At 67.6% G+C, this 26,168-nt stretch carries 25 protein-coding genes and 4 tRNA genes; 17 read left to right on the plus strand and 12 right to left on the minus strand.

Features of this window, described 5'->3' with window-relative positions; translation table 11 throughout:
• Positions 1-31: 31 nt before the first annotated feature.
• Positions 32-1,225: an HRDC domain-containing protein gene (locus AB0P11_RS06340; protein ID WP_053096223.1), complete on the minus strand. Its 1,194-nt coding sequence runs from the start codon at positions 1,223-1,225 to the stop codon at positions 32-34.
• On the minus strand, positions 1,218-1,799 hold the full coding sequence (locus AB0P11_RS06345; RefSeq protein ID WP_056278798.1) for a DUF3000 domain-containing protein: 582 nt from the start codon (positions 1,797-1,799) through the stop codon (positions 1,218-1,220). Before AB0P11_RS06345 ends, AB0P11_RS06340 begins: the two co-directional genes overlap by 8 nt.
• Positions 1,800-1,824: 25 nt before the next feature.
• Here AB0P11_RS06345 and AB0P11_RS06350 point away from each other — a divergent pair, with 25 nt between their 5' ends.
• Positions 1,825-2,979: an alpha/beta fold hydrolase gene (locus tag AB0P11_RS06350; protein WP_056278797.1), complete on the plus strand. Its 1,155-nt coding sequence runs from the start codon at positions 1,825-1,827 to the stop codon at positions 2,977-2,979.
• On the opposite strand, the gene AB0P11_RS06355 is transcribed toward AB0P11_RS06350, so the two are convergent.
• Together AB0P11_RS06355 and AB0P11_RS06360 are read right to left on the minus strand one after the other, a co-directional pair.
• Positions 2,963-3,394, minus strand: coding sequence for a SufE family protein (locus tag AB0P11_RS06355; protein WP_072591311.1), 432 nt, complete (start codon positions 3,392-3,394; stop codon positions 2,963-2,965). The two genes, AB0P11_RS06350 and AB0P11_RS06355, sit on opposite strands and share 17 nt — an antisense overlap.
• 19 nt (positions 3,395-3,413) lie before the next feature.
• Positions 3,414-4,307 carry a sulfurtransferase gene (locus AB0P11_RS06360; RefSeq protein WP_363520623.1) on the minus strand — a complete coding sequence of 298 codons (894 nt, stop codon included), beginning with the start codon at positions 4,305-4,307 and terminating at the stop codon, positions 3,414-3,416.
• Between the two features lie 146 nt (positions 4,308-4,453).
• On the opposite strand from AB0P11_RS06360, the gene zapE reads away from it, so the two are divergent.
• The 4 genes from zapE to AB0P11_RS06380 all read left to right on the plus strand — a co-directional run bounded on the left by zapE (position 4,454) and on the right by AB0P11_RS06380 (position 7,934).
• Positions 4,454-5,503, plus strand: coding sequence for a cell division protein ZapE (gene zapE / locus AB0P11_RS06365; RefSeq protein WP_056278794.1), 1,050 nt, complete (start codon positions 4,454-4,456; stop codon positions 5,501-5,503).
• Between the two features lie 115 nt (positions 5,504-5,618).
• Positions 5,619-6,857 carry an ammonium transporter gene (locus AB0P11_RS06370; protein WP_053096211.1) on the plus strand — a complete coding sequence of 413 codons (1,239 nt, stop codon included), beginning with the start codon at positions 5,619-5,621 and terminating at the stop codon, positions 6,855-6,857.
• 20 nt (positions 6,858-6,877) lie between these two features.
• The gene (locus AB0P11_RS06375) at positions 6,878-7,456 is read left to right on the plus strand and encodes a type II toxin-antitoxin system PemK/MazF family toxin (protein WP_363520626.1); all 579 of its coding nucleotides are present in this window, start codon (positions 6,878-6,880) and stop codon (positions 7,454-7,456) included.
• A gap of 94 nt (positions 7,457-7,550) precedes the next feature.
• Positions 7,551-7,934 (plus strand): SPW repeat protein, encoded by a 384-nt coding sequence (locus tag AB0P11_RS06380; RefSeq protein ID WP_053096209.1) that lies wholly within the window; start codon positions 7,551-7,553, stop codon positions 7,932-7,934.
• 51 nt (positions 7,935-7,985) lie between these two features.
• Here the strand turns inward: AB0P11_RS06380 and AB0P11_RS06385 are convergent, their stop codons facing one another.
• The 3 genes from AB0P11_RS06385 to AB0P11_RS06395 form a co-directional block, all read right to left on the minus strand.
• A complete protein-coding gene (locus tag AB0P11_RS06385; RefSeq protein ID WP_363520629.1) occupies positions 7,986-8,348 on the minus strand; it encodes a GIY-YIG nuclease family protein in 363 nt (120 codons plus the stop codon).
• Between the two features lie 89 nt (positions 8,349-8,437).
• Positions 8,438-8,890, minus strand: a complete 453-nt coding sequence (locus AB0P11_RS06390) for a hypothetical protein (protein ID WP_056278792.1) — start codon at positions 8,888-8,890, stop codon at positions 8,438-8,440.
• A 92-nt stretch (positions 8,891-8,982) separates the two neighbouring features.
• Positions 8,983-9,058: transfer RNA gene (locus AB0P11_RS06395), tRNA-Val, on the minus strand.
• Between the two features lie 152 nt (positions 9,059-9,210).
• Between AB0P11_RS06395 and AB0P11_RS06400 the strand changes: the two genes are divergently transcribed.
• The 3 genes from AB0P11_RS06400 (at position 9,211) to AB0P11_RS06410 (ending at position 9,504) form a co-directional block, all read left to right on the plus strand.
• A tRNA-Gly gene (locus AB0P11_RS06400) sits at positions 9,211-9,283 on the plus strand.
• Positions 9,284-9,336: 53 nt separating this feature from the next.
• Positions 9,337-9,407: transfer RNA gene (locus tag AB0P11_RS06405), tRNA-Cys, on the plus strand.
• 25 nt (positions 9,408-9,432) lie between these two features.
• Positions 9,433-9,504: transfer RNA gene (locus tag AB0P11_RS06410), tRNA-Val, on the plus strand.
• Positions 9,505-9,575: 71 nt separating this feature from the next.
• On the opposite strand, the gene AB0P11_RS06415 is transcribed toward AB0P11_RS06410, so the two are convergent.
• A complete protein-coding gene (locus AB0P11_RS06415; RefSeq protein ID WP_363520631.1) occupies positions 9,576-10,925 on the minus strand; it encodes a deoxyribodipyrimidine photo-lyase in 1,350 nt (449 codons plus the stop codon).
• Between the two features lie 56 nt (positions 10,926-10,981).
• On the minus strand, positions 10,982-11,401 hold the full coding sequence (locus AB0P11_RS06420; protein WP_285365481.1) for a hypothetical protein: 420 nt from the start codon (positions 11,399-11,401) through the stop codon (positions 10,982-10,984).
• 101 nt (positions 11,402-11,502) lie between these two features.
• Between AB0P11_RS06420 and AB0P11_RS06425 the strand changes: the two genes are divergently transcribed.
• Genes AB0P11_RS06425 through AB0P11_RS06435 form a run of 3 tightly spaced genes read left to right on the plus strand, consistent with a single transcriptional unit; the run spans position 11,503 to position 14,454 of the window.
• The gene (locus tag AB0P11_RS06425) at positions 11,503-11,862 is read left to right on the plus strand and encodes a YnfA family protein (protein WP_056278790.1); all 360 of its coding nucleotides are present in this window, start codon (positions 11,503-11,505) and stop codon (positions 11,860-11,862) included.
• Between the two features lie 46 nt (positions 11,863-11,908).
• Entirely contained in the window at positions 11,909-13,909 is a 2,001-nt protein-coding gene (gene thrS, locus AB0P11_RS06430; RefSeq protein ID WP_053096198.1) for a threonine--tRNA ligase, read from the plus strand.
• Complete coding sequence (locus AB0P11_RS06435) at positions 13,906-14,454, plus strand: HIT domain-containing protein (RefSeq protein ID WP_363520635.1); 549 nt, start codon at positions 13,906-13,908, stop codon at positions 14,452-14,454. The genes thrS and AB0P11_RS06435 overlap by 4 nt, the downstream gene beginning before the upstream one ends.
• A gap of 21 nt (positions 14,455-14,475) precedes the next feature.
• On the opposite strand, the gene pdxY is transcribed toward AB0P11_RS06435, so the two are convergent.
• Together pdxY and AB0P11_RS06445 are read right to left on the minus strand one after the other, a co-directional pair.
• Complete coding sequence (pdxY, locus tag AB0P11_RS06440) at positions 14,476-15,327, minus strand: pyridoxal kinase PdxY (RefSeq protein WP_056278788.1); 852 nt, start codon at positions 15,325-15,327, stop codon at positions 14,476-14,478.
• Positions 15,328-15,373: 46 nt separating this feature from the next.
• A complete protein-coding gene (locus AB0P11_RS06445; RefSeq protein WP_363520638.1) occupies positions 15,374-16,681 on the minus strand; it encodes an aminotransferase class I/II-fold pyridoxal phosphate-dependent enzyme in 1,308 nt (435 codons plus the stop codon).
• A gap of 114 nt (positions 16,682-16,795) precedes the next feature.
• On the opposite strand from AB0P11_RS06445, the gene pdxS reads away from it, so the two are divergent.
• The 5 genes from pdxS to AB0P11_RS06470 all read left to right on the plus strand — a co-directional run bounded on the left by pdxS (position 16,796) and on the right by AB0P11_RS06470 (position 23,823).
• The gene (pdxS, locus tag AB0P11_RS06450; RefSeq protein WP_363520641.1) at positions 16,796-17,689 is read left to right on the plus strand and encodes a pyridoxal 5'-phosphate synthase lyase subunit PdxS; all 894 of its coding nucleotides are present in this window, start codon (positions 16,796-16,798) and stop codon (positions 17,687-17,689) included.
• Complete coding sequence (pdxT, locus tag AB0P11_RS06455; protein ID WP_053096188.1) at positions 17,679-18,284, plus strand: pyridoxal 5'-phosphate synthase glutaminase subunit PdxT; 606 nt, start codon at positions 17,679-17,681, stop codon at positions 18,282-18,284. The genes pdxS and pdxT overlap by 11 nt, the downstream gene beginning before the upstream one ends.
• A 73-nt stretch (positions 18,285-18,357) precedes the next feature.
• Positions 18,358-19,821 (plus strand): DUF3375 domain-containing protein, encoded by a 1,464-nt coding sequence (locus tag AB0P11_RS06460; protein ID WP_053096186.1) that lies wholly within the window; start codon positions 18,358-18,360, stop codon positions 19,819-19,821.
• Positions 19,814-20,473, plus strand: coding sequence for a DUF4194 domain-containing protein (locus AB0P11_RS06465; RefSeq protein ID WP_053099121.1), 660 nt, complete (start codon positions 19,814-19,816; stop codon positions 20,471-20,473). Before AB0P11_RS06460 ends, AB0P11_RS06465 begins: the two co-directional genes overlap by 8 nt.
• Positions 20,470-23,823 (plus strand): SbcC/MukB-like Walker B domain-containing protein, encoded by a 3,354-nt coding sequence (locus AB0P11_RS06470; protein WP_295102305.1) that lies wholly within the window; start codon positions 20,470-20,472, stop codon positions 23,821-23,823. Before AB0P11_RS06465 ends, AB0P11_RS06470 begins: the two co-directional genes overlap by 4 nt.
• Positions 23,824-23,838: 15 nt before the next feature.
• Here AB0P11_RS06470 and AB0P11_RS06475 read toward each other — a convergent pair whose 3' ends face one another.
• Positions 23,839-25,218 (minus strand): aminotransferase class V-fold PLP-dependent enzyme, encoded by a 1,380-nt coding sequence (locus AB0P11_RS06475; RefSeq protein ID WP_056278785.1) that lies wholly within the window; start codon positions 25,216-25,218, stop codon positions 23,839-23,841.
• A 155-nt stretch (positions 25,219-25,373) separates the two neighbouring features.
• Here AB0P11_RS06475 and AB0P11_RS06480 point away from each other — a divergent pair, with 155 nt between their 5' ends.
• The gene (locus AB0P11_RS06480) at positions 25,374-26,135 is read left to right on the plus strand and encodes a YebC/PmpR family DNA-binding transcriptional regulator (protein WP_053096182.1); all 762 of its coding nucleotides are present in this window, start codon (positions 25,374-25,376) and stop codon (positions 26,133-26,135) included.
• The last annotated feature ends 33 nt before the right edge of the window (positions 26,136-26,168 follow it).

Raw genomic sequence — 26,168 nt, forward strand, 5'->3', positions numbered from 1 at the left:
CGGAAACGGGGAGGAATCGGTTGGATCGAACCTACGAAGCCGGTGCGGACGCCTCGTCGGGCGTTTGCGCCGCCTCTACAAAGGCGTCCGCGATCTTCTGTGCAGTCTGTGCAATCTGCCACGGGCGAGCACCCAGCGCGGCGAGTGCCTCGCCGATGGCCTCGGGCGTCGTTCCCGGTACATCCCACGCCACACGGCGCAGGTGATCGGGGGTGAGCAGGTTCTCGGTCGGCATCCCGAGTTCCTCGGCCGTGGCCTCGACGACCGGGCGGGCGGCTTTGAGTCGCGCGTCGGCCTCCGGATTGCGATCGGACCAGGCTCGCGGCGGCGGCAGCGTATCGCTGGGAACCCGCTCCCGGGGAAGCTCCTCCGTGGCACGTCCGTCGACCATCGCCTGCCACCAGCGGTCGAGCTGGGTGCGGCTCGCTCTGCCCTGGAACTCCTTGATCCCCGCGAGCGCCTGCTTGCTCTGCGGGTTCGCCAGCACGGCCGCGATGAGCGACCGGTCCGGCACCAGACGGCCGGGAGAGACGTCCTGATCCTGGGCGAAGCTCTCGCGAGCCTGCCACAACGAGCGAGCGACCGCGAGGTTCCGCGCGCCGCGCACCTGGTGCAGTCCGCTGAGTCGTCGCCAGGGGTCTTCGCGAGGAGGCTTCGGCAGTCGGGCGAGCGTGGCGGCGAACTCCTCGGCCGCGTACTCGGTCTTCCCCTGCTCCTCGAGCTCCGCCTCCAGAGCCTCGTAGACGTCGATGAGGTGCAGCACATCGAGTGCCGCGTACTCGAGCCATGCAGCGGGAAGGGGTCTGGTCGACCAGTCCGCCGCGGAGTGCTCCTTCTTGAGCGTGATGCCGAGCGTGTTCTCGACGACCGCGGCGAGTCCGACTCGGTCATGACCCAGCAGTCGCGATGCGAGCTCCGTGTCGAAGATCGTGTGGGGGAGCAGATCGAGTTCGCGCAGAGACGGAAGATCCTGGCTGGCGGCGTGGAACACCCACAGGGCGTCGCCGATGGCCTGCTGCAGAGGGCTGAAGTCGCCGAGAGCGGGAGGGTCGAACAGGAAGACCCCCGCGTCGCGGCGGAACACCTGCACGAGATAGGCGCGCTGGGAGTAGCGGAATCCGGATGCCCTCTCGACGTCCACGGCGACAGGCCCAGTTCCTGCGGCCAGTGCGGCGCATGCCGCGTGGAACTCCGAGACGTCGGAGATCACGGAGTATTCAGTCACGTGCTGCCTTTCGCGCGCCGATAACGGCGATGCCCTCGGAACCGGGCGGAAGACCCGCCAGCATCCCGACCAGTTCGACCCAGGCCTCGACATGGGGTGTGAAGGGGCCCTCGGGTGTCCAGGACGCCCTCAACTCTATCTGTGCGCCGTCTCCTTCGTCGGCGAGTCCGCCGAACCCCTTCGACAGGGTCTTGGTCGACGTGCCCGACGCGGAGTGGTAGCCGGCGCCTCTCGAGTCGAGTGCATCGACGAGCCAGGACCACGTGACGTCGGCGAGCAGGGGGTCGGTGCCGATCTCGGTCTCGAGCGGCGCCTGGGCGAAGATCACGATCCGCCAGTCGCCGTCCCATGCGGCCGGGTTGTCGGGATCATGCAGCAGAACGAAACGTCCCGTCCCGTATGCCGACTCTCCGCCGTCGTCCGGGCGGACGTCTGCTGCGAGGGCGAGGGCGTGCGGAGCGAGGCCCTGCGGCGTCGCTATCTCGCGGATGGTGATGTCTGAGCGGAAGGCGATGTCGCGCAGTTCAGCCACGGCGGCGTCGAAGATCGTCCCGGCATCGGGGTGTGCGGTCACGGCAACAGGCTAGAGTCAGGAAGCGATGAAGAGTCTCAGGCACGCCGTTGCACTCCTTGTCCCTGCTCTGCTCGCTCTGGGGACGGCGCTGGCTCTGCTCGTCTTCAGCGTCGCCCGTCGGGTCGTCATGCCGGCGAAGCGACCGGCGAACGTCGAGATCCTCGCCGTCGACACCGGGGCGCAGACGATCGAGCTCACCCGGACGCGGGACACCGAGCTCCCGGGTCGATACGGACTCTTCACCTCGGGAACGTATGGCTACGTAAAGCTCGGCGCGGTGCTGAGCGCTGATGCCACCACCGTGAGGCGCAAGCTGCTGACGCAGATCGAACCGGGCGCCCGCGTCGACAGGAGCGCGGCGTTCAGCGGTTGGTACTACTCCACTCCCGGCGAGCTCCACCTGCCCTCGCAGAACGTGCTCATCGGTTCCCCGGCCGGGCCATGCCCCGCCTGGCTGTTCCCGGCCGACTCCTCGACGTGGGTGATCCAGGTCCACGGACGAGGGGTCACCCGAGCCGAGTGCCTTCGTGCCGTCCCCGTGCTGCATGCCGCGGGCTTCCCGAACCTCGTCGTCTCGTACCGCAACGACGGTGAGGCGCCGCGCAGCCGAAGCGGTGCGTACGCTCTGGGGGCTTCGGAGTGGCGCGACGTCGATGCGGCGGTGTCGTATGCGCTCCGACACGGCGCCGATCGAGTGATCCTGATGGGATGGTCGATGGGCGGAGCGGTCGCGATGCAGACCGCCCTGAACTCGGGCAACCGCGACCGCATCGTCGGTCTCATCCTCGAGTCGCCGGTGATCGACTGGCGCAGCGTGCTGCGATTCCAAGCGCGCGAGTCCGGCATGCACGCACCGCTGCCGGACCTCGCGATGGGCGCACTGTCCGTCCCGTTCACCGCGCGGCTCAGCGGCGCGGAGAACGCGATCCCGTTCGACAGCCTGGACATGGTGTCGCGCGCCGACGAGCTGTCGGTGCCCATCCTCATCCTGCACAGCGACGACGACGGCTTCGTGCCCGCCGATGCATCGCACGCACTCGAGCAGGCCAGACCCGACCTGGTCACGATGCCCCGCTTCACGGTCGCCCGGCACACCAAGATCTGGAACTACGACCAGGCAGGGTGGAGCGATGCCATCACCGGATGGCTCGCAGCGCAGGGGTTCAGCGCTTCTGCATGACCTGCTTCTTGGCGCGCATCAGCATGCCGGTCATGCCGCCGATGCGCAGCGGCGACACCGCGCGGGTGAGACCGATCGACTGCGGATAGTCGTCGGGGATCGCGAGAACCTCGTCAGGGGTGAGGCCGGAGATGCCCTGCACGAGGATGCTCGCGAATCCGCGCGTGGTCGGCGCCTCGGGCGGGGCGGTGGCGTGCATGGTCACGATTCCGTCGGCGACCTCGACGTAGATGTAGACCGGTGACTGGCACTCCGCGACGCGCTCGCACATCTCGGGGTGATTCGCGACCTCTTCGGAGACCTCCGGCAGCTCGTCCGAGTACTCCAGCAGGAGCAGCAGTCGATCCGCCTCGGGGGTCTCGAGGAATCCGTCGCGGATCTCGGCGAGGGTGTCAGGAACGTGCGTGGTGCTCATCCCTGTCATTCTCCCACGATCAGAGGGATCCGGGCTCCGCGCCGGTCACGATCGGGACCCGCACCGCGCTGCCCCACTCGGTCCACGAGCCGTCGTAGTTGCGGACGTTCTCGAATCCGAGCAGGTGCGTGAGGACGAACCACGTGTGGCTCGAGCGCTCTCCGATGCGGCAGTACGCGACGACCTCGTCGCCATCGGCGAGTCCGGCCCCGTCACGGTAGATCGCGTCGAGTTCGGCCCGCGACCGGAAGCCGCCGTCCTCAGCCACGGCCTTCGCCCACGGCACGCTCTGGGCGGTGGGGATGTGCCCCGCGCGCAGGGCTCCCTCTTCGGGGTAGGCCGGTGCGGTGGTGCGCTCACCGCTGTACTCCTCGGGAGAGCGCACATCGATCAGCGGGCTGCCGATGTGAGCGAGGACATCCTCCTTGTATGCGCGGATCTCCGAATCGTCGCGTTCGACCACGGGATACTCCGTCGGCGTGATCTGCGGGGCGTCCCGGGTGATCTCGTGGCCCTCGGAGATCCAGCGATCGCGTCCGCCGTCGAGCAGCCGAACGTCCTCGTGGCCGAAGAGCGAGAAGACCCAGAGCGCGTAGGCGGCCCACCAGTTGTTCTTGTCGCCGTAGATCACGACGGTGTCGTCGCGGGAGATGCCCTTGGTGCTGAGCAGCTTCGCGAAGCCCTCGCCGTCGACATAGTCGCGCACGACGGGATCATTGAGCTCGGTGTGCCAGTCGACCTTCACGGCGCCGGGGATGTGGCCCGTCTCGTACAGCAGCACGTCCTCATCGGATTCGACGACGACCAGGCCCGGTGTGCCGAGGCGCTCGGCCAGCCACTCGGTGCTCACGAGACGGCCGGGCTCGGCGTACTCGGCGAACTTTGACGAAGTGGTGTCGAACTCGATGGCCACAGGGATCTCCTCAGACGGTGAGCGGCGATGATGCAGGGGACGACGGCGTAATGTGGAGCCGATACTTCGACGATAGATCCACGCCGTGCGCCCTGCACCCGATTCGTAAGACTTCGACACAGGTGCGCCCCCGACACAGGACCGTGATGACCGACACGCCCAGCCGCACGGGCATCGTGCACCTGACAGATCGACAGCCGACCGTCACCGGTCCCGAGATGCTGGCCAGCCTCGTGCCGCCGCCGCAGTTCGACGGTGCGACGTTCGAGAGCTATCGTGCCGATGCGGCCTACCCCTCGCAGGAGGACGCCAAGGAGACGCTCATCCGGTTCGCCGGACGCGGTGCTCCGCTCAAGCGGGGCGGATTCTTCAGCCGAGCCAAGAAGGAGCCGGAGACGAAGCCGGGCGTCTATCTCGACGGCGGATTCGGCGTCGGCAAGACCCACCTGCTGGCGTCGATCTATCACGCGATGCCCGCGCGCAGGAAGTACTTCGGCTCGTTCATCGAGTACACGGCTCTGGTCGGCGCGCTCGGTTACAAGAACACCGTCGACCTGCTCAAGGGTGCAGACCTGCTGTGCATCGACGAGTTCGAACTCGATGACCCGGGCGACACCATGGTCATGACTCGGCTCATCGGTGAGCTGGTTCCCACCGGCACCAAGCTCGCGGCGACCTCGAACACTCCGCCGAACGCACTGGGTGAGGGCCGCTTCGCCGCACAGGACTTCCTCCGAGAGATCCACGCGATGTCCGACAGCTTCCAGACGATCCGCATCGACGGTGTCGACTTCCGCCAGCGGGCGCTCGACGGGCACGCCGTCGTGAGCGACGACGATTCCTATGCCCGCGCGATCGACGAGGGGGCGGGGCACGGAAACGCGTCCGACGATTCCTTCGCCGACGTCATCCGTCACCTGGCCCGGGTGCACCCCTCGCGGTATCTGCGGATCATCGCCGAGCTGGATCTCGTGGGCCTGCGGGATGTGCGGGTCCTGACCGATCAGTCCGAGGCTCTGCGCTTCGTCGCGTTCGTCGACCGCGTGTACGACGCGCAGATCCCGATCGTCGCCACCGGTGTGAGCCTCGACCAGGTCTTCGCAGAAGAGATGCTGAACGGGGGATACCGCAAGAAATACCTGCGCGCTGTCTCCAGACTCAATGCACTTACACACGCGGATCGCAGTGTCGCGTAACGCAGTGTTCACACACGCGGCGTCTCTGTAACGCCACCGCAACAAACCTCACGCATTCCGGAAATCGGGCCTCGTCACACTGAAGCTCTCAGTTTCCCGAATGTGAGGTTTGACTATGGATGCTCCAGGCAACATCTCCTGGGCGATCACCGCGACCGCCCTCGTACTGCTCATGACGCCCGGCGTCGCCTTCTTCTACGGCGGTCTCGTCAAGGCCAAGAGCGTCGTCAGCATGATGATGATGAGCTTCGGCTCGATCGGTCTCGTCGCCGTCCTCTGGATCCTCTTCGGATTCTCGATGAGCGCGGTCGACAGCCCGACGGCATTCGCCGGCAACCCCTTCGCCGACTTCGGTCTCTCGAGCCTCGCGGCCGGTGAGGGCTCGAACGTCGCACTTCTCGGAGTCGCCTACGGCGCGACCTTCGCGATCATCACCGTCGCGCTCATCTCGGGCGCCATCGCCGACCGCGCGAAGTTCGGCAGCTGGCTCATCTTCGCCGGTGTCTTCGCCACCGTCGGATACTTCCCCGTAGCCGCATGGGTCTGGGGCGGCGGCTGGATCATGAACCTCGGCACCACGCTGTTCGGTGAGGACAGCGGCATCGGCGTCATCGACTACGCCGGTGGTACCGCGGTGCACATCAACGCCGGCGCCGCGGCTCTCGCCCTCGCGATCGTCCTCGGCAAGCGCATCGGCTTCCAGAAGGGCATCCTCAAGCCGCACAACGTGCCGCTGACGCTCCTCGGCGCAGCGCTGCTGTGGTTCGGCTGGTTCGGCTTCAACGCCGGCGCGGAGTGGCTCGCAGAGGACATGGGCGGCGTCGGACTCATCGGCCTGAACACCCTCGGCGCCACGGCGGCCGCGATCCTCGGCTGGATCCTCATCGAGCGCATCAAGGACGGCAAGGCAACCTCGGTCGGTGCAGCGTCCGGCGCGGTCGCCGGTCTCGTCGCCATCACCCCGGCCTGCGCGAACCTGACGCCCGGATGGTCGCTGCTGCTCGGTGCCGTCGCCGGTATCGTCTGCGCCCTGGCGGTCGAGATGAAGTTCCGTCTCGGCTTCGACGACTCGCTCGACGTGGTCGGCATCCACCTGGTGGGTGGCCTCATCGGAACGCTGTACCTCGGCTTCTTCGCCACCGAGACCGGTCTGTTCGTCGGAGGCGACGCACGTCAGCTCGCCGTCCAGGCGATCGCAGCGCTCGGTGTGCTGATCTACTCCTTCGTCGTCGCCTTCATCATCGGCTTCGCGATCGAGAAGACGATCGGCTTCCGCATCACGAGCGAAGACGAGATCGCCGGTGTCGACCAGGTCGTCCACGGCGAGGAGGGCTACGCGCTGGCCGACGCCTGAACTGCCGTTAGGGTGACCGTGTGAGCAACACCAACGGCATCCTGGCACGACTCGCGGAGATCCTCTTCACAGCACTGGGATCTGACCGGGCGTCTCGGACGAAAACTCGTCCGAGACGCCCGGTCTCGCGTCTGCGCACCTCCGAGGAGGTTCTTTCCGCCTCAGGGGAGTCGAGAGGGGCGTCGCGCGGCACCGAGACACGGCGGGTCGACCCCGACCGGATCGATGAGCTCCGCATCGGCTACGCGCCCGACCGGGACGGCGCCCCTGACGCGGGTGAGATCATCTGGACCTGGGTGCCCTACGAGGAGAACGACGGTCGAGGCAAGGATCGGCCGGTGCTCGTGATCGGGCGCGAATCCGCAGAACGTGTCTATGCGGTGCGGATGACGAGCAAGGCGCACGACGGCGACCGCGACTACCTGTCGATCGGCTCCGGCGGCTGGGACGCGCAGGGACGGGAGTCTTGGGTCGACATCGAGCTGCTGTACAGCGTGCACGAGAGCGGACTACGCCGTGAGGCCGCGGTGCTCGACCGATCGCGCTACGGGGAGGTCGCCTCGGCTCTGGCTCGACGATACGGCTGGGCGACCGCCTGAAGCCCCGACCCGTGTGACCCGGTCGCAATCCGTTCGACGAACGGCTGCGAACAGTCTGTGAGTCGCAGGATGCGACGACACCACAGGAGGAATCATGCGTTTCATCCCCACCAAGGTCCATGGAATTCTCGACTACATCGTCGGAGTGGCGCTGATCGCCGCTCCGTGGCTCTTCGGCTTCGCGAGCATGGGCGGCCCCGCCGTGATCATCCCGATCGTGCTCGGAATCGGGCTCATCGTCTACAGCCTCTTCACGAAGTACGAATGGGGGCCGTTCGGCGTCATCCCGATGCCCGTCCACCTCGTGTTCGACATCGTCGCGAGCCTATTCCTGGCGCTGTCGCCGTGGATCTTCGGCTTTTCGACGGAGGCGCCGAACGTCTGGGTGCCGCACGTGGTCGTCGGCGTCGCCGTGATCGTGGTCGTGCTGTTCTCGCAGCCGCAGCCCGCGAAGGTCAAGGCCACCGCTCGCGTCTGATGGCGTACGTACTCTGAAGCCCCGCACGGAACGTCGGCCCTGTGCGGGGCTTCAGTTCTGCAATGCCGCCGCCACCCAGCGCGCGTAGAGCTGCCAGGGGTCGTCCAGCGTGCGCAGTCCATCGATGTGGGCCGCGAGAGACGGGGTGAGGGTGAACCATTCGCCGCCCTCCCGGATGTCGGCGAACTCGCGGTGTCTCGATTGCTCCACCGCACGGCCACCCGGCTCGAACGCGAGGAGCTCGTCGTGGCGGATGCTCGCGAGTCGTTGACGCGGCCGGCGACTGGTGCCGATCTTCACCCGACGGTCGTAGCGGATGTAATAGACCACCTCGACCACCGGGCGGGGGAGGTCGGGGTCGGGGGAGTCGCCGTAACGCCACCCGCACCAGTCGCACAGCAGCGCGGTGGTCACGCGCACCGCGTCTCCATGGCCGCAGAGCGGACAAGGGCTCGGGAGCGGAGTGCGCGGCATGGTCGGAACGCTACCGCCGGCCACCGACGTCAGACCTCTCCGCGACTTCTCTTCACCCCGCGCGGCACCCATCTCCACCACATGAAGTGATGGTCCCCCTGCTCGACATCGAACAGCCTGCCGCACACAGCGCATTCGGTGACATAGGTCATCGACCAGCCAGGATCACTCGTCGAGAGGATGCTGACGTGGCCGAGCGCCTGTTCCTTCTCGGGGTCATTCGTGAGCAGCCCGGGGTAAGCGGCGCACCAGCACTCCCTGTCGCGATACTGTTCGAGTTTGGTGAGCGCGTGCGCCAGATGGGCGTTGTTCGAATAGATCATCCCGCCCAGATCGAGCCTCGTCGCCTCGCGCCGGAGCTGCGGAAGCGCGGCGACGAGGGGGTCGAGAGTCGCGGCATCCCGCGAGCGGATCGTCTCCCACACCGCGTGCATCACGCGTCCGCGATCTCCGGAAAGGAAGTCGTCGAGCAGGGTGGGCATGCCGCAACGCTAGCAATCGAAAGATCGGCGCTGGCTCCCGCGCCCTCGCGACATGAGAAAACCCCGCGGCATCTCAGATGCGCGGGGTTCTGTGGTGGGCGATACCGGACTCGAACCGATGACCTCTTCCGTGTGAAGGAAGCGCGCTACCAACTGCGCCAATCGCCCATACCTGCGGGGTACGTCAACCGATACTACCCGACCGTCGGAGGCCAAGTTGACCACCCTGCGAGACACGCGCGAGATTCGGTTTCGGTTTGGACAGTCGCCGATCATCGGCTAATGTTTCATAAGTGCCCGGGACAACAACCGGGAACAACGCGGATGTAGCGCAGTTGGTAGCGCACAACCTTGCCAAGGTTGGGGTCGCGAGTTCGAGTCTCGTCATCCGCTCAAGTGCAGGGGCCTTCTTCGGAAGGCCTTCGGCACGTGGGGTCAATCCACACGGTGGCGTGGCCGAGCGGCTAGGCACCGGCCTGCAAAGCCGTTTACACGGGTTCGAATCCCGTCGCCACCTCTCAGTAACTGAATAGCCCCAACGGGCGCGATTGGCGCAGCGGTAGCGCGCTTCCCTGACACGGAAGAGGTCACTGGTTCGATCCCAGTATCGCGCACAGACAAAACCCCCGGTTCTCCGGGGGTTTTTTGTTGTCCCATGACGGGGCGCAGCCGTCACCGGCGGCGGTCACCCCGAGACCGGGGACGACCGCTTGACGACCTCGTACGCTGCGAGCGCCGCTTTGCGGGTGGCCGCGAGATCGACGATCGGCTCTGTCGGGGCATCCGACGCCCACTCCGAGATGTACAGGCCGTGCGGGTCGAACTTCTTCGCCTGCAGCTCGGGATTGAAGACGCGGAAGTACGGGGCGGCGTCGGCGCCGGATCCTGCCACCCACTGCCAGTTGAACGGGTTGCTCGCGCCGTCGGCGTCGACCAGGGTGTCCCAGAACCACTCCTCGCCGCGCCGCCAGTCGATGAGCAGGTTCTTCACGAGGAACGAGGCCGTCACCATGCGCACCCGGTTGTGCATGAAACCCGTGTGCCACAGTTCGCGCATCCCCGCATCGACGAGCGGGATCCCGGTATCGCCGCGCTGCCACGCCTCGAGTTCCGACGGCTTGAGCCGCGGCCAGGGGAAGGCGTCGTACTGACGACGGAGGTTCTTCGTGGCGATGTCCGGTGCGTGGAACGACGTGTGCCAGGCGAATTCGCGCCAGCCCAACTCCGAGAGGAACCCGGCCGCGCCATCGGCCTCCACCGCCGCGTGCCACACGGTGAACGGGCTCAGCTCGCCCCACCGCAGACGCGGTGACAGCAGTGACGTCGCGCCCGCCGACGGCTCATCCCGCGCGCGATCGTACGAGCCGATGTCGTCATGCAGGAACGTACGCAGCCGAGCTCTGGCCGCCGGCTCACCAGGCTCCCAGGCGTCGCGGAGCCCGCCGGCCCAGTCGGGGCGGGTCGGCAGCAGATCCCAGTCGACGAGATCGTCGGACGCCGGGGGCTGGGACACCCCAGCGAGACTCCGGGGCGCGGGGAAGGGCGCTCGCGGCGTGGGGAGGGAGAGACATGCCCGCCAGAACGGCGTGAACACCGAGAAGTGGGTGCCGCCGCCGGTCTTCACCGTCCACGGTTCGTGCAGCAGCGACGCCTGGAACGACGTGACCTCGTGGCCGTCCGCGCGCAGCGCCGCCTTGAGCGCGGTGTCGACCTCGCGTTCGGCGCCCCCGTATCGCCGGTTCCAGAAGACGGCAGTCGCGCCCGAGTCTGCGACGGTCTCGCGGACGATGCGTTCGGCAGGACCTCGACGCAGCGTCAGAGTGGCGCCGAGTTCCCGCAGCGCGTCGTTCAAAGACGCGAGGGAGTGGTGGAGCCACCAGCGTGCGGCTCCGCCGAGCGGTCGGATGCCGGGGGACTCCTCGTCGAGGACGAACAGCACGACCAGTGGTTCACCGCGATCGATCGCCGCCCTGAGCGCCGGATTGTCGGCGAGTCGAAGGTCGTCGCGGAGCCAGACGAGCGAGGGAGAGGCCATGGCTCCATTCTGGCGGGGTGGACGGAACGAGTGGGCGGGCTTGCGCTGCCGGCTGCTCAGCGGATACGAGGCACCGCGCGCATCCGTGGTCTAGCCGGCGCAGTCGTCGCCCACAGCGCCCAGGCGACGAGAAGAGGCTGGAGGAAGAGTCGTCCGAGACGCCGCGCTTCGGTGTCGAGCCCCGGGGTGGACCGGTGAGTGCGCCACTGGTGCACGTTTCCCGGGAACACGGCGACGAAGAACGCGGCGGTGGCGATTCCGACACGCCGTCTCTCGTTCGGCAGCAGGAGCAGCCCGGCGGCGAGGGCGACCTCCGCGGCGCCCGACGCGATGATGATCGCCTCCTTGTCGAGACGAGTGGCCCGAGTCGCCCAGTCAGGCACGACGACGCGGAAACCGCGGGTGCTCGTGAAGTGGACGATGCCGATCGCACCCAGGGCGAGTGCGAGGATCCAGCGCGCCAGTGGTCTGATCATCCGCTCACGCTACCCCGGCGGAATCGGAGCTCACGGGTGTCGCCCGGGCGCGTCGCGGCAGGTCTGCCCGCCCAAGTGGCGGCCTTTGCCACACTGAGTGCATGACCGTCCTGCGCATCAGCATCCTCTTCGTGCTCGCCGCCGTCGCCGAGATCGGCGGCGCGTGGCTGATCTGGCAGGCCGTGAAGGAGAACCGTGGCTGGGTCTTCGCTGTGCTCGGAGTGATGGCTCTCGGTGCGTACGGGTTCATCGCGGCGCTCCAGCCTGACGCGAACTTCGGACGTGTGCTCGCCTCGTACGGCGGGGTGTTCATCGCCGGATCGCTCGCGTGGGGCATCATCGTCGACGGCTTCAAGCCGACCGTCTGGGACTGGGTCGGCTCGGCGATCGCGCTCGTCGGCGCGGCGATCATCATCCTCGCTCCCACGGCGGCGAACACCGAGTCTGACGTGGCGTCGTAGCGGTCAGCGGCCCTCGGGCATGCGAGTAGCCTAGATCCAGACCCAGATGGAGTGTGCAGTGCCTGAAAATGCTCAGCCGAAAGACGGCTTCGCCCTGTTCTCTGACCGTTCAGTCGTCGCCATGCGCGTCAACGGGACCCTCAAGGACCTCGCCGCGACAGTGACGGATGCCGACGAGGTCGAGCCGGTCACGATCGACAGTCCCGACGGGCTGAACATCCTGCGTCACTCGGCCGCGCACGTGCTCGCGCAGGCGGTGCAGCGGATCAACCCGCAGGCGAACCTGGGCATCGGGCCGCCCATCACCGACGGCTTCTACTACGACTTCGGCGTCGACACCCCGTTCACGCCCGAAGACATCAAGGCCATCACGAAGGAGATGCAGCGCATCGTCCGTGAGGGGCAGCGCTTCGTGCGTCGTGTCGTCACGGACGACGAGGCGCGGGCAGAGCTGGCCGACGAGCCGTTCAAGCTCGAGCTCATCGGTCTCAAGGGCGGCAAGGAAGCCGCCGAGGGCGCCTCCGTCGAGGTCGGCGAGGGCGAGCTGACGATCTACGACAACACGACCCGCGACGGCGAGGTCGTCTGGAAGGACCTCTGCCGCGGGCCGCACCTGCCCAACACCCGCATGATCGGCAACGGCTGGGATCTGACCCGCATCGCCGCCGCATACTGGCGGGGCAGCGAGAAGAACCCGCAGCTGCAGCGGATCTACGGCACCGCCTGGCCGTCGAAGGACGAGCTGCGTGAGTACCAGCACCGCCTCGAGGAGGCCGCCAAGCGCGACCACCGCCGTCTCGGCAAGGAGCTCGACCTCTTCTCGTTCCCCGAGGAGATCGGTTCGGGTCTGTCGGTCTGGCACCCCCGTGGCGGCATCGTCCGCGGCGAGATGGAGCAGCACGCTCGCAGGCGCCACATCGAGGGCGGCTACACCTACGTGTACACCCCGCACATCTCGAAGGAAGACCTCTTCCTCACCTCGAACCACCTCGTGACGTACAAGGAGGGCATGTACCCGCCGATCGTCATGGACGAGGAGCGCGACGACGAGGGCAACATCACGAAGCAGGGCCAGGACTACTACCTGAAGCCCATGAACTGCCCGATGCACATCCTGATCTACAAGGAGCGCGCGCGCAGCTACCGTGATCTGCCCCTGCGGTTCGCCGAGAACGGCACCGTCTATCGCAACGAGCTCTCCGGTGCGCTGCACGGCCTCACCCGAGTGCGCGGCTTCACTCAGGATGACTCGCACCTGTTCGTCACCCCCGATCAGCTCGAGGGCGAGGTCGCGAAGGTCCTGGAGTTCATCCTGTCGATGCTGCGCGACTTCGGTCTCACCGACTTCGAGCTCGAGCTGTCGATGAAGGATGACGAGAAGTCCAAGTGGATCGGCTCGGACGAGTTCTGGGAATCGTCGACCGATGCTCTCCGCCGGGTCGCCGTGGCATCCGGCCTGAAGCTCACCGAAGTCCCCGGCGAGGCCGCGTTCTACGGACCGAAGATCGACCTTAAGACGCGTGATGCGATCGGCCGCACCTGGCAGCTGTCGACCGTGCAGGTCGACCCGAACCTGCCCGAGCGCTTCGAGCTCGAGTACATGGACAAGGACGGCCAGAAGAAGCGTCCGATCATGATCCACCGTGCGCTGTTCGGCTCGATCGAGCGGTTCTTCGCGATCCTCCTCGAGCACTACGCCGGCGACTTCCCGGTGTGGCTGTCGCCCGTGCAGGTCGTGGGAATCCCCGTCGCCGACGAGTTCGCCGACTACCTGGGCGAGATCGTCCAGACGCTGCGCACGCAGGGCGTGCGCGCCGAGCTCGACGCCTCCGACGACCGGATGCAGAAGAAGATCCGCACGCACACGACCGGCAAGGTCCCGCTGCTGCTGATCGCGGGCGAGAAGGATCGCGACGCGGGCACCGTCTCGTTCCGCTACCGCGACGGCACGCAGGAGAACGGCGTGCCGATCACCGATGCAGTAGCGCGCATCCGCGCAGCGATCGATGCACACACTCTCGTGCAGACAGCAGGGGACCTGGCGTGACGTCCTCGGAGTCGTGGGAGGACGCCGGCGAGTTCGCGGGCGTCCCCGACGAGTTCCAGCGGCTCTGGACGCCGCACCGGATGGCCTACATCCAGGCTGGTCCTGAGCCACTGCGCGAGGAGTGCCCGTTCTGCGAGGCTCCGAAGTTCCCGGATGCCGAGCGGCTGATCGTCGCCCGGGGGGAGACGGCCTATGTGCTGCTCAACCTTTTCCCATACAACTCCGGACACCTGCTGGTGTGCCCGTACCGCCACATCGGCACCTACGACCAGGCAACACCCGAGGAGGTCGCCGAGGTCGGGGCACTGACCCAGATCGGCATGCGCGTGCTCCGCGAGGTCTCGCGCTGCGACGGCTTCAACATCGGGATGAATCAGGGTGCCGTCGCCGGTGCCGGAGTCGACGGCCACCTGCACCAGCACATCGTGCCGCGGTGGACGTCGGACGCCAACTTCTTCCCGATCATCGCCAAGACCAAGGCCCTGCCCCAGCTGCTCGGCGAGGTGCGCGAAGCCGTGGCGAACGCCTGGCCGACGACGGCGTAGGCCACGGCTCGGAATCGCGGGTCAGCGCACCTGGCGTGCCGTGAACTGCATCCGAGGGTTCGCGTAGAACTCCTGCGCTTCGACGAGCTGCAGCTCGCGCGCACCCGACTCGAGGGTCGCGGCGAGCAGGTCGAACACGCTGGACGCGGTGCGCTCGAGCGCCGTCTTCGCGTCACCGGATCCGACATAGTGGGCCGTGAAGAGCGCCGCGGTGACATCGCCCGAGCCGTTCGCCTTCATCGGAAGCCGAGGCGTCTGCACGATCCAGGCTCCTGCGGCGTCGGCCACGAGCATCTCGATCGTGTCGTCCTCTCGGTCCGGCCGCTCGACGCTCGTGACCAGCACCGTGCTCGGTCCCATCGCCATGGCCAGGTCGACCGAGGCCAGGGTGGACTCGAGCGTGTCGGGCTCGGTGCCGGTCAGGAACCCGAGCTCGAACTGGTTCGGGGTGATGATGTCGGCAGCCGGCACGACCTTCTCGCGCAGCAGGATCGGGATGGCCGGGGCGACGAAGCATCCTGACTTCGCGTTGCCCATCACCGGATCGCAGGCGTACACGGCGGCGGGATTGGCGGCCTTGACGCGCGCCACGGCGTCGATGATCACATCGCCGATGCCCTCGCCGCCCTGGTAACCGCTCAGCACCGCGTCGATCTCGCCGAACACGCCGCGCTCCTCGATGCCCGTGATGACCTCGCGCACGTCGTTCGGAGAGATGAGCGGACCGCGCCAGGCGCCGTAGCCGGTGTGATTGGAGAAGTTCACGGTGTAGACCGGCAGAACCTCGACGCCGATGCGCTGCAACGGGAAGACCGCGGCGGAGTTCCCGACATGCCCGTACGCGACGGCGGACTGGATGGAGAGGACCTTCATTCCCCGATCCTTTCTTTCAGAGCGGGAATGCTCCCGCGGCGGTGGGTCATCGTGCGGCCGATACGAGGTCGGCGACGAGTGTCGCAGTGTCGTCTCCGGACAGATCATGCACTGTGAGGCGCAGATGGCGCGACGGATCGGCGCGTTCGTCGAGGGCGAAGTCGTCGCCGGTTCGAGCGAGCCAGCCTCGACGCATGAGGCGTTCGGCGACGATGCGCGCCGGCTTCGGCAACTCGATCCACAGGCTCAGACCGTCGGTGGCGGGGGAGTCGAGGCCATGCTCGCGCAGCCGCGACGCGAAGGCCGCATTGCGTGCCGCGTAGTGCTCGCGGGCGTCGGCGATGCGTGCGAGCACCGACTCGTCGGTCAGCTGAGTGAGGGTGAGACGCTGCAGCAGGTGGCTGACCCAGGTGGTTCCGGGACTCAGACGCATGGCGAGGCGCTCTGCCGTGGTGGCATCCGTCGCCGCGATGGCGAGGCACATGTCCGGCCCGAGGAACTTCGAGACCGAGCGCACCAGCGCGAACCGCCGGTGGTCCGGGCCGATCAGCGATTCGTATGGACGCTGCGACAGCATCGAGAAGTGATCGTCCTCGATGATCAGCACGTACGGATGAGCGGCGAGCACGGCGCGCAGCTCCGCCGCACGAGCGGCCGTGAGACTCGCCCCCGTCGGGTTCTGAGCGCGCGGGGTGCAGATCACCGCTCGCACGCCGGCATCCAAGGCGGCGCGCAGCCCCTCGACCGTCATCCCCTGTTCGTCCACCGGCACGGGAACGGCCCGATACCCGCCGAGTCGGACCGTGTGGATGCTCGCCAGGAAGCAGGGATCCTCGAGTGCGACGGCATCGTCGCGCATCAGCGCCTGCGCGAGCAGTCGCTCGACGGCGTCGACGGCGCCGCTCGTGACGGTGATGCCGAAGTCGAGGTGACCGAGATCATGCGCGATCCATTCGCGCGCCCAGTCCTGCAGCCCCGGGTCGATGACGGGCTCGCCGTAGAGCACCGGACGACCGGCCACCGTGGCCAGCGCAGGCGATGGATCGGGGATCAGTCGAGGGTCCGGGTTGCCGGTCCCGACGTCGCGCAGCACGGTATCGGAGGCGTAGCCCTCCTGGGCCACCGACTCGAGACCGGCGATGACCGTGCCGGCGCGACCTCGGGAGATCACGAGCCCGGCCTGAGCGAGCTGTCGGTATGCGGCGACCGCGGTGTTGCGATTGACTCCGAGGGTCGTGGCGAGCTCCCGCACGGGAGGGAGGGGACTGCCGGCGCGCAGCACACCGCGCTCGCGCAGACCGCGCACGCTGTCGGCGATGTCCGCTGCGGTCGTTCCGGTGATCTGGTCGCTCATGTGTCCTCACCTCCGATTCTAGGTCGTTCCGGACAGTGCTACTGTTTGGCCTAGATCAAACGAGACATCGTTCGACACACTCATGCACATCGTGCTTCCCCGACAGGAGCTCTCATGACCGAACAGACCACCACCGGATCCTCGCGCGTCAAGCGCGGTCTCGCCGAGATGCTCAAGGGCGGCGTGATCATGGACGTGGTCACCGCCGATCAGGCCAAGATCGCCGAAGACGCGGGCGCCGTCGCCGTCATGGCGCTCGAGCGGGTTCCCGCCGACATCCGCGCACAGGGCGGTGTCTCGCGCATGAGCGACCCCGACATGATCGACAGCATCATCGCGTCGGTGTCGATCCCCGTCATGGCGAAGGCACGCATCGGCCACTTCGTCGAAGCGCAGGTGCTGCAGGAGCTCGGCGTCGACTACATCGACGAGTCCGAGGTGCTCTCTCCCGCCGACTACGTGAACCACATCGACAAGCACGGCTTCGCTGTGCCCTTCGTCTGCGGTGCCACCAACCTCGGTGAGGCGCTGCGCCGCATCAATGAGGGCGCGGCGATGATCCGCTCCAAGGGTGAGGCCGGCACGGGGGATGTCTCCGAGGCGATGAAGCACATCAGGAAGATCCGTGGCGAGATCGCGGCTCTCACGGCTCTTCCGAAGGACGAGCTGTTCGTCGCGGCGAAAGAGCTGCAGGCGCCGTACGAGCTCGTGGGCGAGATCGCCGAGACCGGCAAGCTCCCCGTCGTGCTGTTCGTCGCGGGTGGCGTCGCGACCCCCGCGGATGCAGCGATGATGATGCAGCTGGGCGCCGACGGCGTCTTCGTGGGCTCGGGCATCTTCAAGTCCGGCAACCCGGCGGAGCGCGCCAAGGCGATCGTCAAGGCGACCACCTTCTTCGATGACGCCAAGGTGATCGCCGAGGTCTCACGCGGACTCGGCGAGGCCATGGTCGGCATCAACGTCTCCGACCTCCCCGCGCCGCACCGCCTGGCCGAGCGTGGCTGGTAGTCCACGGGTCGGCGTCCTCGCGCTGCAGGGCGACGTGCGCGAGCACGCCGCCCTGCTCGCGGGACTCGGTGCCGAGGTGGCGCTGGTGCGCCGCCCGGAGGAGCTTGCGTCTGTCGACGGTCTCGTCATCCCCGGCGGCGAGTCCAGCGTGATCGACAAGCTGTCGCGCACATTCGGGATGCAGGAGCCGATCAGGGACGCGATCGCTGCGGGACTCCCCGTGTACGGGACATGCGCCGGGCTGATCCTTCTCGCCGATGAGGTACTCGACGGCATCGAGGGACAGCAGTCATTCGGCGGCCTGGACATCGCCGTACGCCGAAATGCCTTCGGACGCCAGACGGAGTCCTTCGAGATGGACCTCGACGTTCCGGCGCTCGGTGAGGTGCCCGTGCACGCGACGTTCATCCGAGCTCCGATCGTCGAACGCGCAGGCGAGCGGGTCGAGGTGGTCGCCTCGCTTCCGGACGGCAGAATCGTCGCCGTGCGGCAGGGGCCACTCGTCGGCACCAGCTTCCACCCCGAGGTCGACGGCGAGACGCGCTTTCACGAGCTGTTCCTCGCGGGAGTCCGGGAGCGCACCTCGCGCCGTTGACGCCATGCCGTGCGACCCGCCACGGACCGGCGCGTGACAGGCGAGGGCCCGAGGTCGGACTATTCTCGTTCGAGTGACTGGATCCAGGGCTGAGGCCGCATATGCGCGTGCCGTCACCGCATTCAGCACCCCGACACTCGATCTGCTGCACGGTCGGTTCGCCCCGTTCGTGGTCGCGTCGCTCACTCTTCTGTTCACCGCCGACCGGGCGTCTGTCGCGGTCGCGGATGCGCACGCCGAGCTGGGCGAGGTGCTCGATGAACTCCGAGCGGCGGGGTACGACGACGACAGGCGGCTTCCGTCCGGGAGCGGCCGGGACGTGTGCCGGAACTGGGTGCGCCTCGGCTGGCTGATCCAGCAGATCGACGACGACGTCGAGGTCTACCGCCTGTCTGCGCATGCCGTCGCAGCACTCGAGATATCCGGCCGCACCGGCGGAGGGCGCACGCGCGTGTCCAACTCCCGCGTGCGCACCCTCCTCGACGCGGTCGACCACCTGTCGGTGAGCGCGGAAGTCGACCCGGTCCGGCGGCTGGCGCGGCTGTATGACGAACGCGATCTGCTCGACGCAGAGATCGCTCGCATCCAGGAGACCGGGCATGCCGACCCTGCCGACGATGAGGAGCTCCTCGAGGAGGCCGAGAACGTCCTGCACCTGGCACGCGAACTGCCCGCCGATTTCACGCGCGTCGCCGAGTCGCTCAGGTCGATGCAACGCGACGTCGTCGCCCACCTGCGCAGGGACGAGAGACCGACGAGCGAAGTGCTCCGCGAGTATCTGCAGCGCGCCCAGGATGTGATGCAGTCGACACCGGAGGGGCGCGCGTTCGCAGGAGCCCTGCGTCTGATCGGCGACCCCGATCGCATCGATGCCCTCACGGAGCAGCTTCGCGGACTGCTCGGCCGGCCCTTCGCCCGTATGCTCGACGGCGCGCAGCGCGCCGAGCTCGACGCCATCGGTCGACGCGTAGAGCAGGGGGTGGAGGAGGTGCTGGCCGCGCAGCGCCGCGCTTCGCACGTGATCACCGGCCAGGTGAAGACACACGATCCGCTGCGCGATCGTCAGATCGACGACCTCCTGCGCGACGTCATCGCCGGGCTCCATGGGTGGTCCGGCCCGGCGACGGTCGTCGACCCGGTGCGCAGCATGCCGCTGATCGATCTCGGGCATCTGCGTCAGACCACCAGCGATATCCGCCCGCCGCGTGCACCGGCGCCCCTCGCCGACGCCGATGACGTCGACTTCCTCGATCACGACACGCGCGCCTGGGGTGGTCCGAGATATGCCGAGCTCGAGGAATACGTCGCCGGACTGGGGACGGACTTCGACCTCGCCGATGCCTTCCGGTCGGTGCCCGACGCGGCTCGGCGCCCTGTCGATCTGCTCGGTCTGCTCGAGATCGCGCACCGGAACGGCCTCACCGAGGGAGATGGCATCTCGACGGTCGAAGCATTGCGCCCGGACGGCACGAGCAGGCGATTCGCATTCGGCGCCGTGACCGCCCGCAGCACGAAAGAGGATTCAGATGATGAGTGACGACGACCTCACCACAGCCGGCGCGGACGAGGGGTTCATCGCTCCGACGGCGATGGAGGACGACCTCGAGGCGCACTTCCCCGGCGATCGCGGCACGCTCGATCCCGAGATCAGGCGCGTGCTCGTGCACCTGCTCCAGCGGCGTTTCATCTCGATGGAGCGCAACCGACGTGAGTGGACGCTGCTGCTCGAGCACCAGCAGGTGATCGAGTCGCGGCTCAACGACATCTACCTGCGTCTGATCATCGATCACGCCAGAGGGTTTGCGTACAAGCAGCAGCTGCGCTCTGACGAGGTCGAGATGCCCGTGCTGCTGAAGGACTCTCCGTACTCGCGCGCCGAGACGCTCGTCCTGGTGCACCTGCGGACCGTCTACCAGCGCGAGTCCGCGTCCGGCGAGGGTTCAGTGCGGATCGACATCGAGGACGTCGAGCAGACCGTGCTGAGCTACTTCGCGGACGTCGACGGCGGAACCGCGAAGCAGCAGCGCGCCATCCGCAGCGCATTGGATCGGCTGGATCGAGAGGGCATCGTGCAGGAGGAGACCAGCGGACGCTACCGGATCACCGCGCTCGTCGAGGTGGTGCTCAGTGCGGAGACGCTCAAGGAGCTGCGGGAGTGGCTGCGATCCCAGGCGGTGGTGGCGCGATGACGATGATGGACACGCTCTTCGGGATGATCCCCGCGAGCTCACGCGGTCAGCAGTGGGTCGCGGAGGAGCTCCAGCTCATCAACTGGGGCGGCTACGACGGCGGTCCCCACCGCGTGCGGTTCTCGCCCGATGCGACCCTGCTGTGCGGCGGATCGGGGTCGGGCAAGTCGACGCTCATGGACGGCTACATCGCGCTGATGATGCCGCACACGACGCCCTTCAACGGCGCGTCCAACGGCGGCGTCACGGGCCGTCCCCGCGGCGACGAGCAGCGGAACATCCTGTCGTACGGGCGCGGCAAGATCGACGAGTCCCGCACCGAGGAGGGGACGAAGCTCCGCGTGCTGCGCGGCGACGGCGAGGACACCTGGAGCGCCGTCTCGATGACGTGGTTGGATCACGACGGCTCGCGCTTCACGGCGGTGCGCGGGTGGTACATCCCCGCGGACGCCCGCACCCTCGAGGACACCACGCGATTGCGGGCCACGATCGACGGCGCCTTCGACCTCTCGCAGCTCGAACGCGCTGCGGTCCAGCGACTCAGTGACGCGTCGGTGCGCGCCGTCGGGCTGGAGCCCGTGGCGACCGACCGCGAGTTCTCGGCTCGACTTCACGCCGTGCTCGGCATCGGCGCGGCCGGTTCGGGGGCGAAGGCGATCAGTCTTCTGGCCCGCATCCAGGCCGGTCAGCAGATCACGACGGTCGACGACCTCTACAAGAAGCTCGTGCTCGAGGAGCCCGAGACGATGGCGACCGCGGACGCGGTGGTCGCTCATTTCGATGAGTTGGAGAGCACCCGGACGCGGATGCTCGTCGCCAAGCAGCAGGTGGCGGCTCTCGAGCCGATCCGCGAGATCTCGCAGCGCATCGAGGCGGCGTCGGCGCGGATGAGCGTCGTGGACGAGGTCGGGGTCTTCTCGGAGCCGACCTCCCTCGCGTCCCTGTGGAGCGCCGAGCGCCGCCTCGATCTGCTGCGCGAGGTGGAGGCGGATCTGCGTGACCGCACCCAGGCGCTGCAGCTGGCCGTCCGCGAGAAGAACGCACTGATCGCCGCCGCCGAGGTCGAGCGGGAGGGGCTGCTCGACGTCCTGCGGCAGTCCGGAGGCGACCGCCTCGAGACCGCTCAGCGCGAGCTGCGGGGTGTCGAGCGCCGACTGGAGGACGTCCAGCGCGAGCGGGCGCGCTTCGACAGCGTCGCCAGGGAACTCGGCGCCGAGGTGCGCACCGCATCCGATTTCGAGGAACTGCTCGCCCGCGTCGGCCGGGAGCTCCCGCAGAGCGGACTGCGCGGAGCCCGCGCCGCCTTCGCCGATGCAGAGTCGTCGCGCCGAGCGGTCGAGAGCGAGCTGAGTCGGGCGCGTGCCGAGCAGGACCGCACCCGTGAGCTCCGCGGGAGCATTCCCGCGCATCTGCATGAGGCGAGAACTCTCCTCGCCCAGGCGGCCGGGCTCACCCCGACGGATCTGCCCTTCGTCGGTGAGCTCATCGAGGTGCGCACCGAGTTCGAGCCCTGGCGGGACGCGTTCAACCTCGCCCTCGGCGGGTTCGCGCGGACATTGCTCGTCGATGTCGCGGACCTCGGGCGGTTCCGTGCGGCCATCGAGTCGGTGCGCATCGCTGAGCGGATCAGCTACGAAGGCGTCCCGACGGGCGTCGCCGAGTCTCGGACGGCGGACCCCCGCACGCTCCCCGGTCGTCTCGATCACCGATCGACGCCGTTCACCGGATGGCTTCAGCAGCGACTCCGTGAGCGGTTCGAGTACGTGTGCGTGGACTCGTCGACCGAGCTCGCCGAGCACCCTCGCGCGCTGACGCTCGCGGGGCAGGTGTCGCACGGAGACCGCGGGTCCCATGGCGGGCATGGCCGGGCGAACATGCTCGGATTCTCGAACGCGCGCCGTCTTCGCGAGCTCGACGAGCAGATCAGCCAGCTCGAGAGCCGCCGCGATGCTGCGACTCAGGCCGCTGCGGACGCCGAGGCCGACCTCGACCGGATCGAGGCGACGTCCAAGGCGCACGCGAAGATCGAGGATCTCACCTGGGATCAGATCGACGTCGAGGCCGTCACGGCGGAGCGCGCGCGATGGGTCGCAGTGGAGGCGGAGGTCACCGACGAGAACCCGAAGATCGCCGAGCTGAAGTCGCAGGCCGAGGAGCTCAGAAGACGGGTCGGCCGTCTGCGCGACGAGAGCTCCCGACTCGGGGGAGACCTCACACTCGCTCAGGACCGTTGGGTGGAGGTCACCGACCAGGTCGACGACTGTCAGCGGATCGTCGATGCGGCTGAGGCGGCCGAGATCGCGCTGGAGGAGCGGCATCGTTCGTTCCTCGACGCGCGCTTCCTCGGAGCAGACGCGGCCGTCAGCGTGACGGCGTCGGAGCGCCTCGCTCACCTCGACGCCGCATTGCGCACGGCCGCGACCAGATTGCTCGAGGATCGCACGTCGGCAGCCGCGGCACACGCCGAGCAGCGTGAGCAGATGCGACGCCTGATGACCGGTTTCCTCGAGCGCTGGGATACGCTCACGATCCTCCCCGACCCCGACGAGTCGGTCGCGGAGTTCGAGAGCATCCTCGTGGCGCTCGAGACCAACGGCCTGCACGAGCTGGAATCCGAATGGCGAGACAGCCTCCTCAAGCTCTCCGGAAACGATCTGACGAGCCTGGATTCGACGCTGGGTCGTGCACTGCGCGAGATCAAGAACCGCATCGACCCGATCAACAGGATCATGGAGGAGCTGCCGTTCTACGACGATGATCACCGTCTTCAGATCACACCGCGAGAGAACCAGTCCGAGGCGCGCAGGCGATTCCGCAAGGAGCTTCGCGAGGTGCGCAGCCTCATCGACGCAGCGGAGACGGATGTCGATCGTGAGAGCGTCTACCGGAGGATGAGCCGTCTCATCGGTCGGATGCGACGCACGGCTCCCGACTTCGCCGAGCTCATCGACGTGCGCAACCATGTGCGGGTGAGCGCGGAGCGGGTCCATGCGACGACCCGGGAGCATGTCGCGCTCTACGACCACATCGGCGAGAAATCGGGTGGAGAGTCGCAGGAGCTGGTCGCCTTCATCGTGGGCGCGGCACTGCGCTACCAGCTCGGCGACGCGGGTGCCGAGCGTCCGAGGTATGCACCCGTGTTCATGGACGAGGCCCTGATCAAGGCGGACGCGCACTTCACGAAGCGTGCGATCGGAGCATGGCGGGGTCTCGGCTTCCAGCTCGTGATCGGTGCGCCGAACGACAAGTACAGCGCCATCGAACCGCATGTCGACGTGGAGTACGACATCCTCAAGGACACGCGCGGCCGCTCGTGGGCACGGCCGAAGGTCGGTCTGCCCGCCGAGTGACACCGGCGATAATGGTCAGCGCGACACGAGAGTTCGGATCGCGCCGACCGTGCGGTCGATGTCGTCCCGGGTCGTCGCCCAGGACGACATCGAGCAGCGCAGCGCAGCGCGACCTCTCCACTCGGCCCCGGTCATGGCGGCGGTGCCCTCCACGAGCACGGCCTCACCCAGCCGTCGCGTCGCCTCATCGGAATCGAGACAGAACATGACCTGCGTGTAGTCGACGTCGTTGAGGATGCGGATGCCGTCGATCGTCGTGAGCCCGTCGGCCATCGCCACCGCGTTCTCGTGCAGCCTGTCGATCAGGTTCGAGATGCCGTCCCGTCCGAGGCTGCGCATCGCCGCCCACGCGGGCACGCCGCGTGCGCGACGGGACAGTTCCGGCGTCACGTCCCACGGGTCCAGACTCGTGTAGATGAGGTAATCGCCACCCGTGCGGAACGCGGCGATGGAGTCCGCAGGGTCGCGGACGATCGCCATGCCGCAGTCGTAGGGCACGTTGAGCGTCTTATGCGCATCTGTCGCCCACGAATCGGCGTCGGACATGCCCGCCGTCAGCGGCTGCAGCGACTCGGAGGCCGCGGCCCAGAGGCCGAATGCGCCGTCGACGTGCACCCAGGCTCCGTGCCGATGGGCTATCGGTATGAGGGCTGCGAAGTCGTCGAATGCGCCGGTGTGCACTTCTCCGGCCTGTAGACAGACGATGGTCGGTCCTGAGCCGTCCGCGAGGACGCTGTCCAGGGCGTCTGGTCGCATGCGCCCCTGCGCGTCGGATTCGACGGCAGTGATGCCGGTGCGTCCGATCCCGAGGAACCGCGCTGCACGGTCGATCGACCCATGGCGGTCGGCACCTACGACGAAGCGCATCTGCGGAGATCCGTGCAGTCCCTTCTCGCTGAGGTTCCAGCCGACTCGAGCGAGAACGGCGTTCCGTGCCGTCGCGAGGCAGGTGAAGTTCGCCATCTGGCCGCCGGTGACGAATCCGACGCTCGCGTCGTCGGGCAGGCCCAGGATGTCGAGCATCCACCGGCCGGCTATGCGCTCCAACGCCACGGTCGTCGGCGTGAGCAGGGCGGATCCCGAATTCTGGTCCCAGGCGGACACGAGCCAGTCGGCGGCGAGGGCAGCGGGATGCGTGCCGCCGATGACGAACCCGAAGAATCGTCCTCCGGGGATCGCGACGAGACCGGGGTCCGCCCGCGACACGATCTCGCCGATCACCTCTTCCGGGTCCATGCCTTCGGCGGGCAGGGGGCCGCCGAAGGCGTCGAGCATCTCGGCGAGGGTCGCCCGCGGCCACACCGGTCTGTCGTCGAGCGACCCGAGGAACTCGAGTGCTGCTCGGTGGGCGGCGTCCAGTCCGCGGATCCTGTCATCGTCGACGCTCTGGTCCATGTGTCAGGACTACACCCACGCCTGACCTCACACCAGAGCGATCACGGGAACAGGAGGCCGCCGCTCCGTGTGCGGCCATAGGCCGCGGGCATGGTTCGATAGAATGGACGATGCCCTGGGCCGTGCCCACGGGCGGATACGACGAGCGGAGAATTATGTCCGGGCATTCCAAGTGGGCCACCACGAAGCACAAGAAGGCCATCATCGACTCCAGGCGCGCCAAGTCCTGGGCCAAGCTCATCAAGAACATCGAGGTCGCGGCCAAGCTCGGCGGAGCCGACCTGCAGGGAAACCCGACGCTGTTCGACGCGGTGCAGAAGGCGAAGAAGACGTCGGTCCCGAAGGACAACATCGATCGCGCAGTGAAGCGCGGCGCGGGCATCGGCGGCGAAGCGGTCGAGTACACCTCGATCATGTACGAGGGGTACGGACCCAACGGCGTCGCGATGATGATCGAATGTCTGACCGACAACAAGAACCGTGCTGCGGCCGAGGTCCGCACTGCTCTCAGCCGCAACGGCGGAACCCTCGCCGACCCGGGCAGCGTCGCCTACAACTTCAGCCGCAAGGGCGTGATCGTGGTCGGCTCCGAGGGGACCACCGAGGATGACGTGATGATGGCCGCGCTCGAAGCGGGGGCCGAAGAGATCGAGCCGCACGCCGAGGGCTTCGAGATCATCACCGAGGCGACGGATCTCGTGACCGTCCGCAGCGCGCTGCAGGAGGCGGGAATCGACTACGAATCCGCCGACGTCGAGTTCGTGCCGAATCTCAAGGTCGAGATCGACGCCGACACCGCTCGCAAGATCTTCCGCCTCATCGATGCACTCGAAGACAGCGAGGACGTGCAGAACGTCTTCACCAACTTCGATCTCACCGCCGAGGTGCAGGCCGAGCTCGAGAACGACGACGCGTAGGCGCGCCGACCGCGTGCCGTCGGACGAGACGCT

The organism is Microbacterium sp. NPDC079176 (genome assembly GCF_040686675.1).
In the GTDB taxonomy this organism is placed as follows: domain Bacteria; phylum Actinomycetota; class Actinomycetes; order Actinomycetales; family Microbacteriaceae; genus Microbacterium.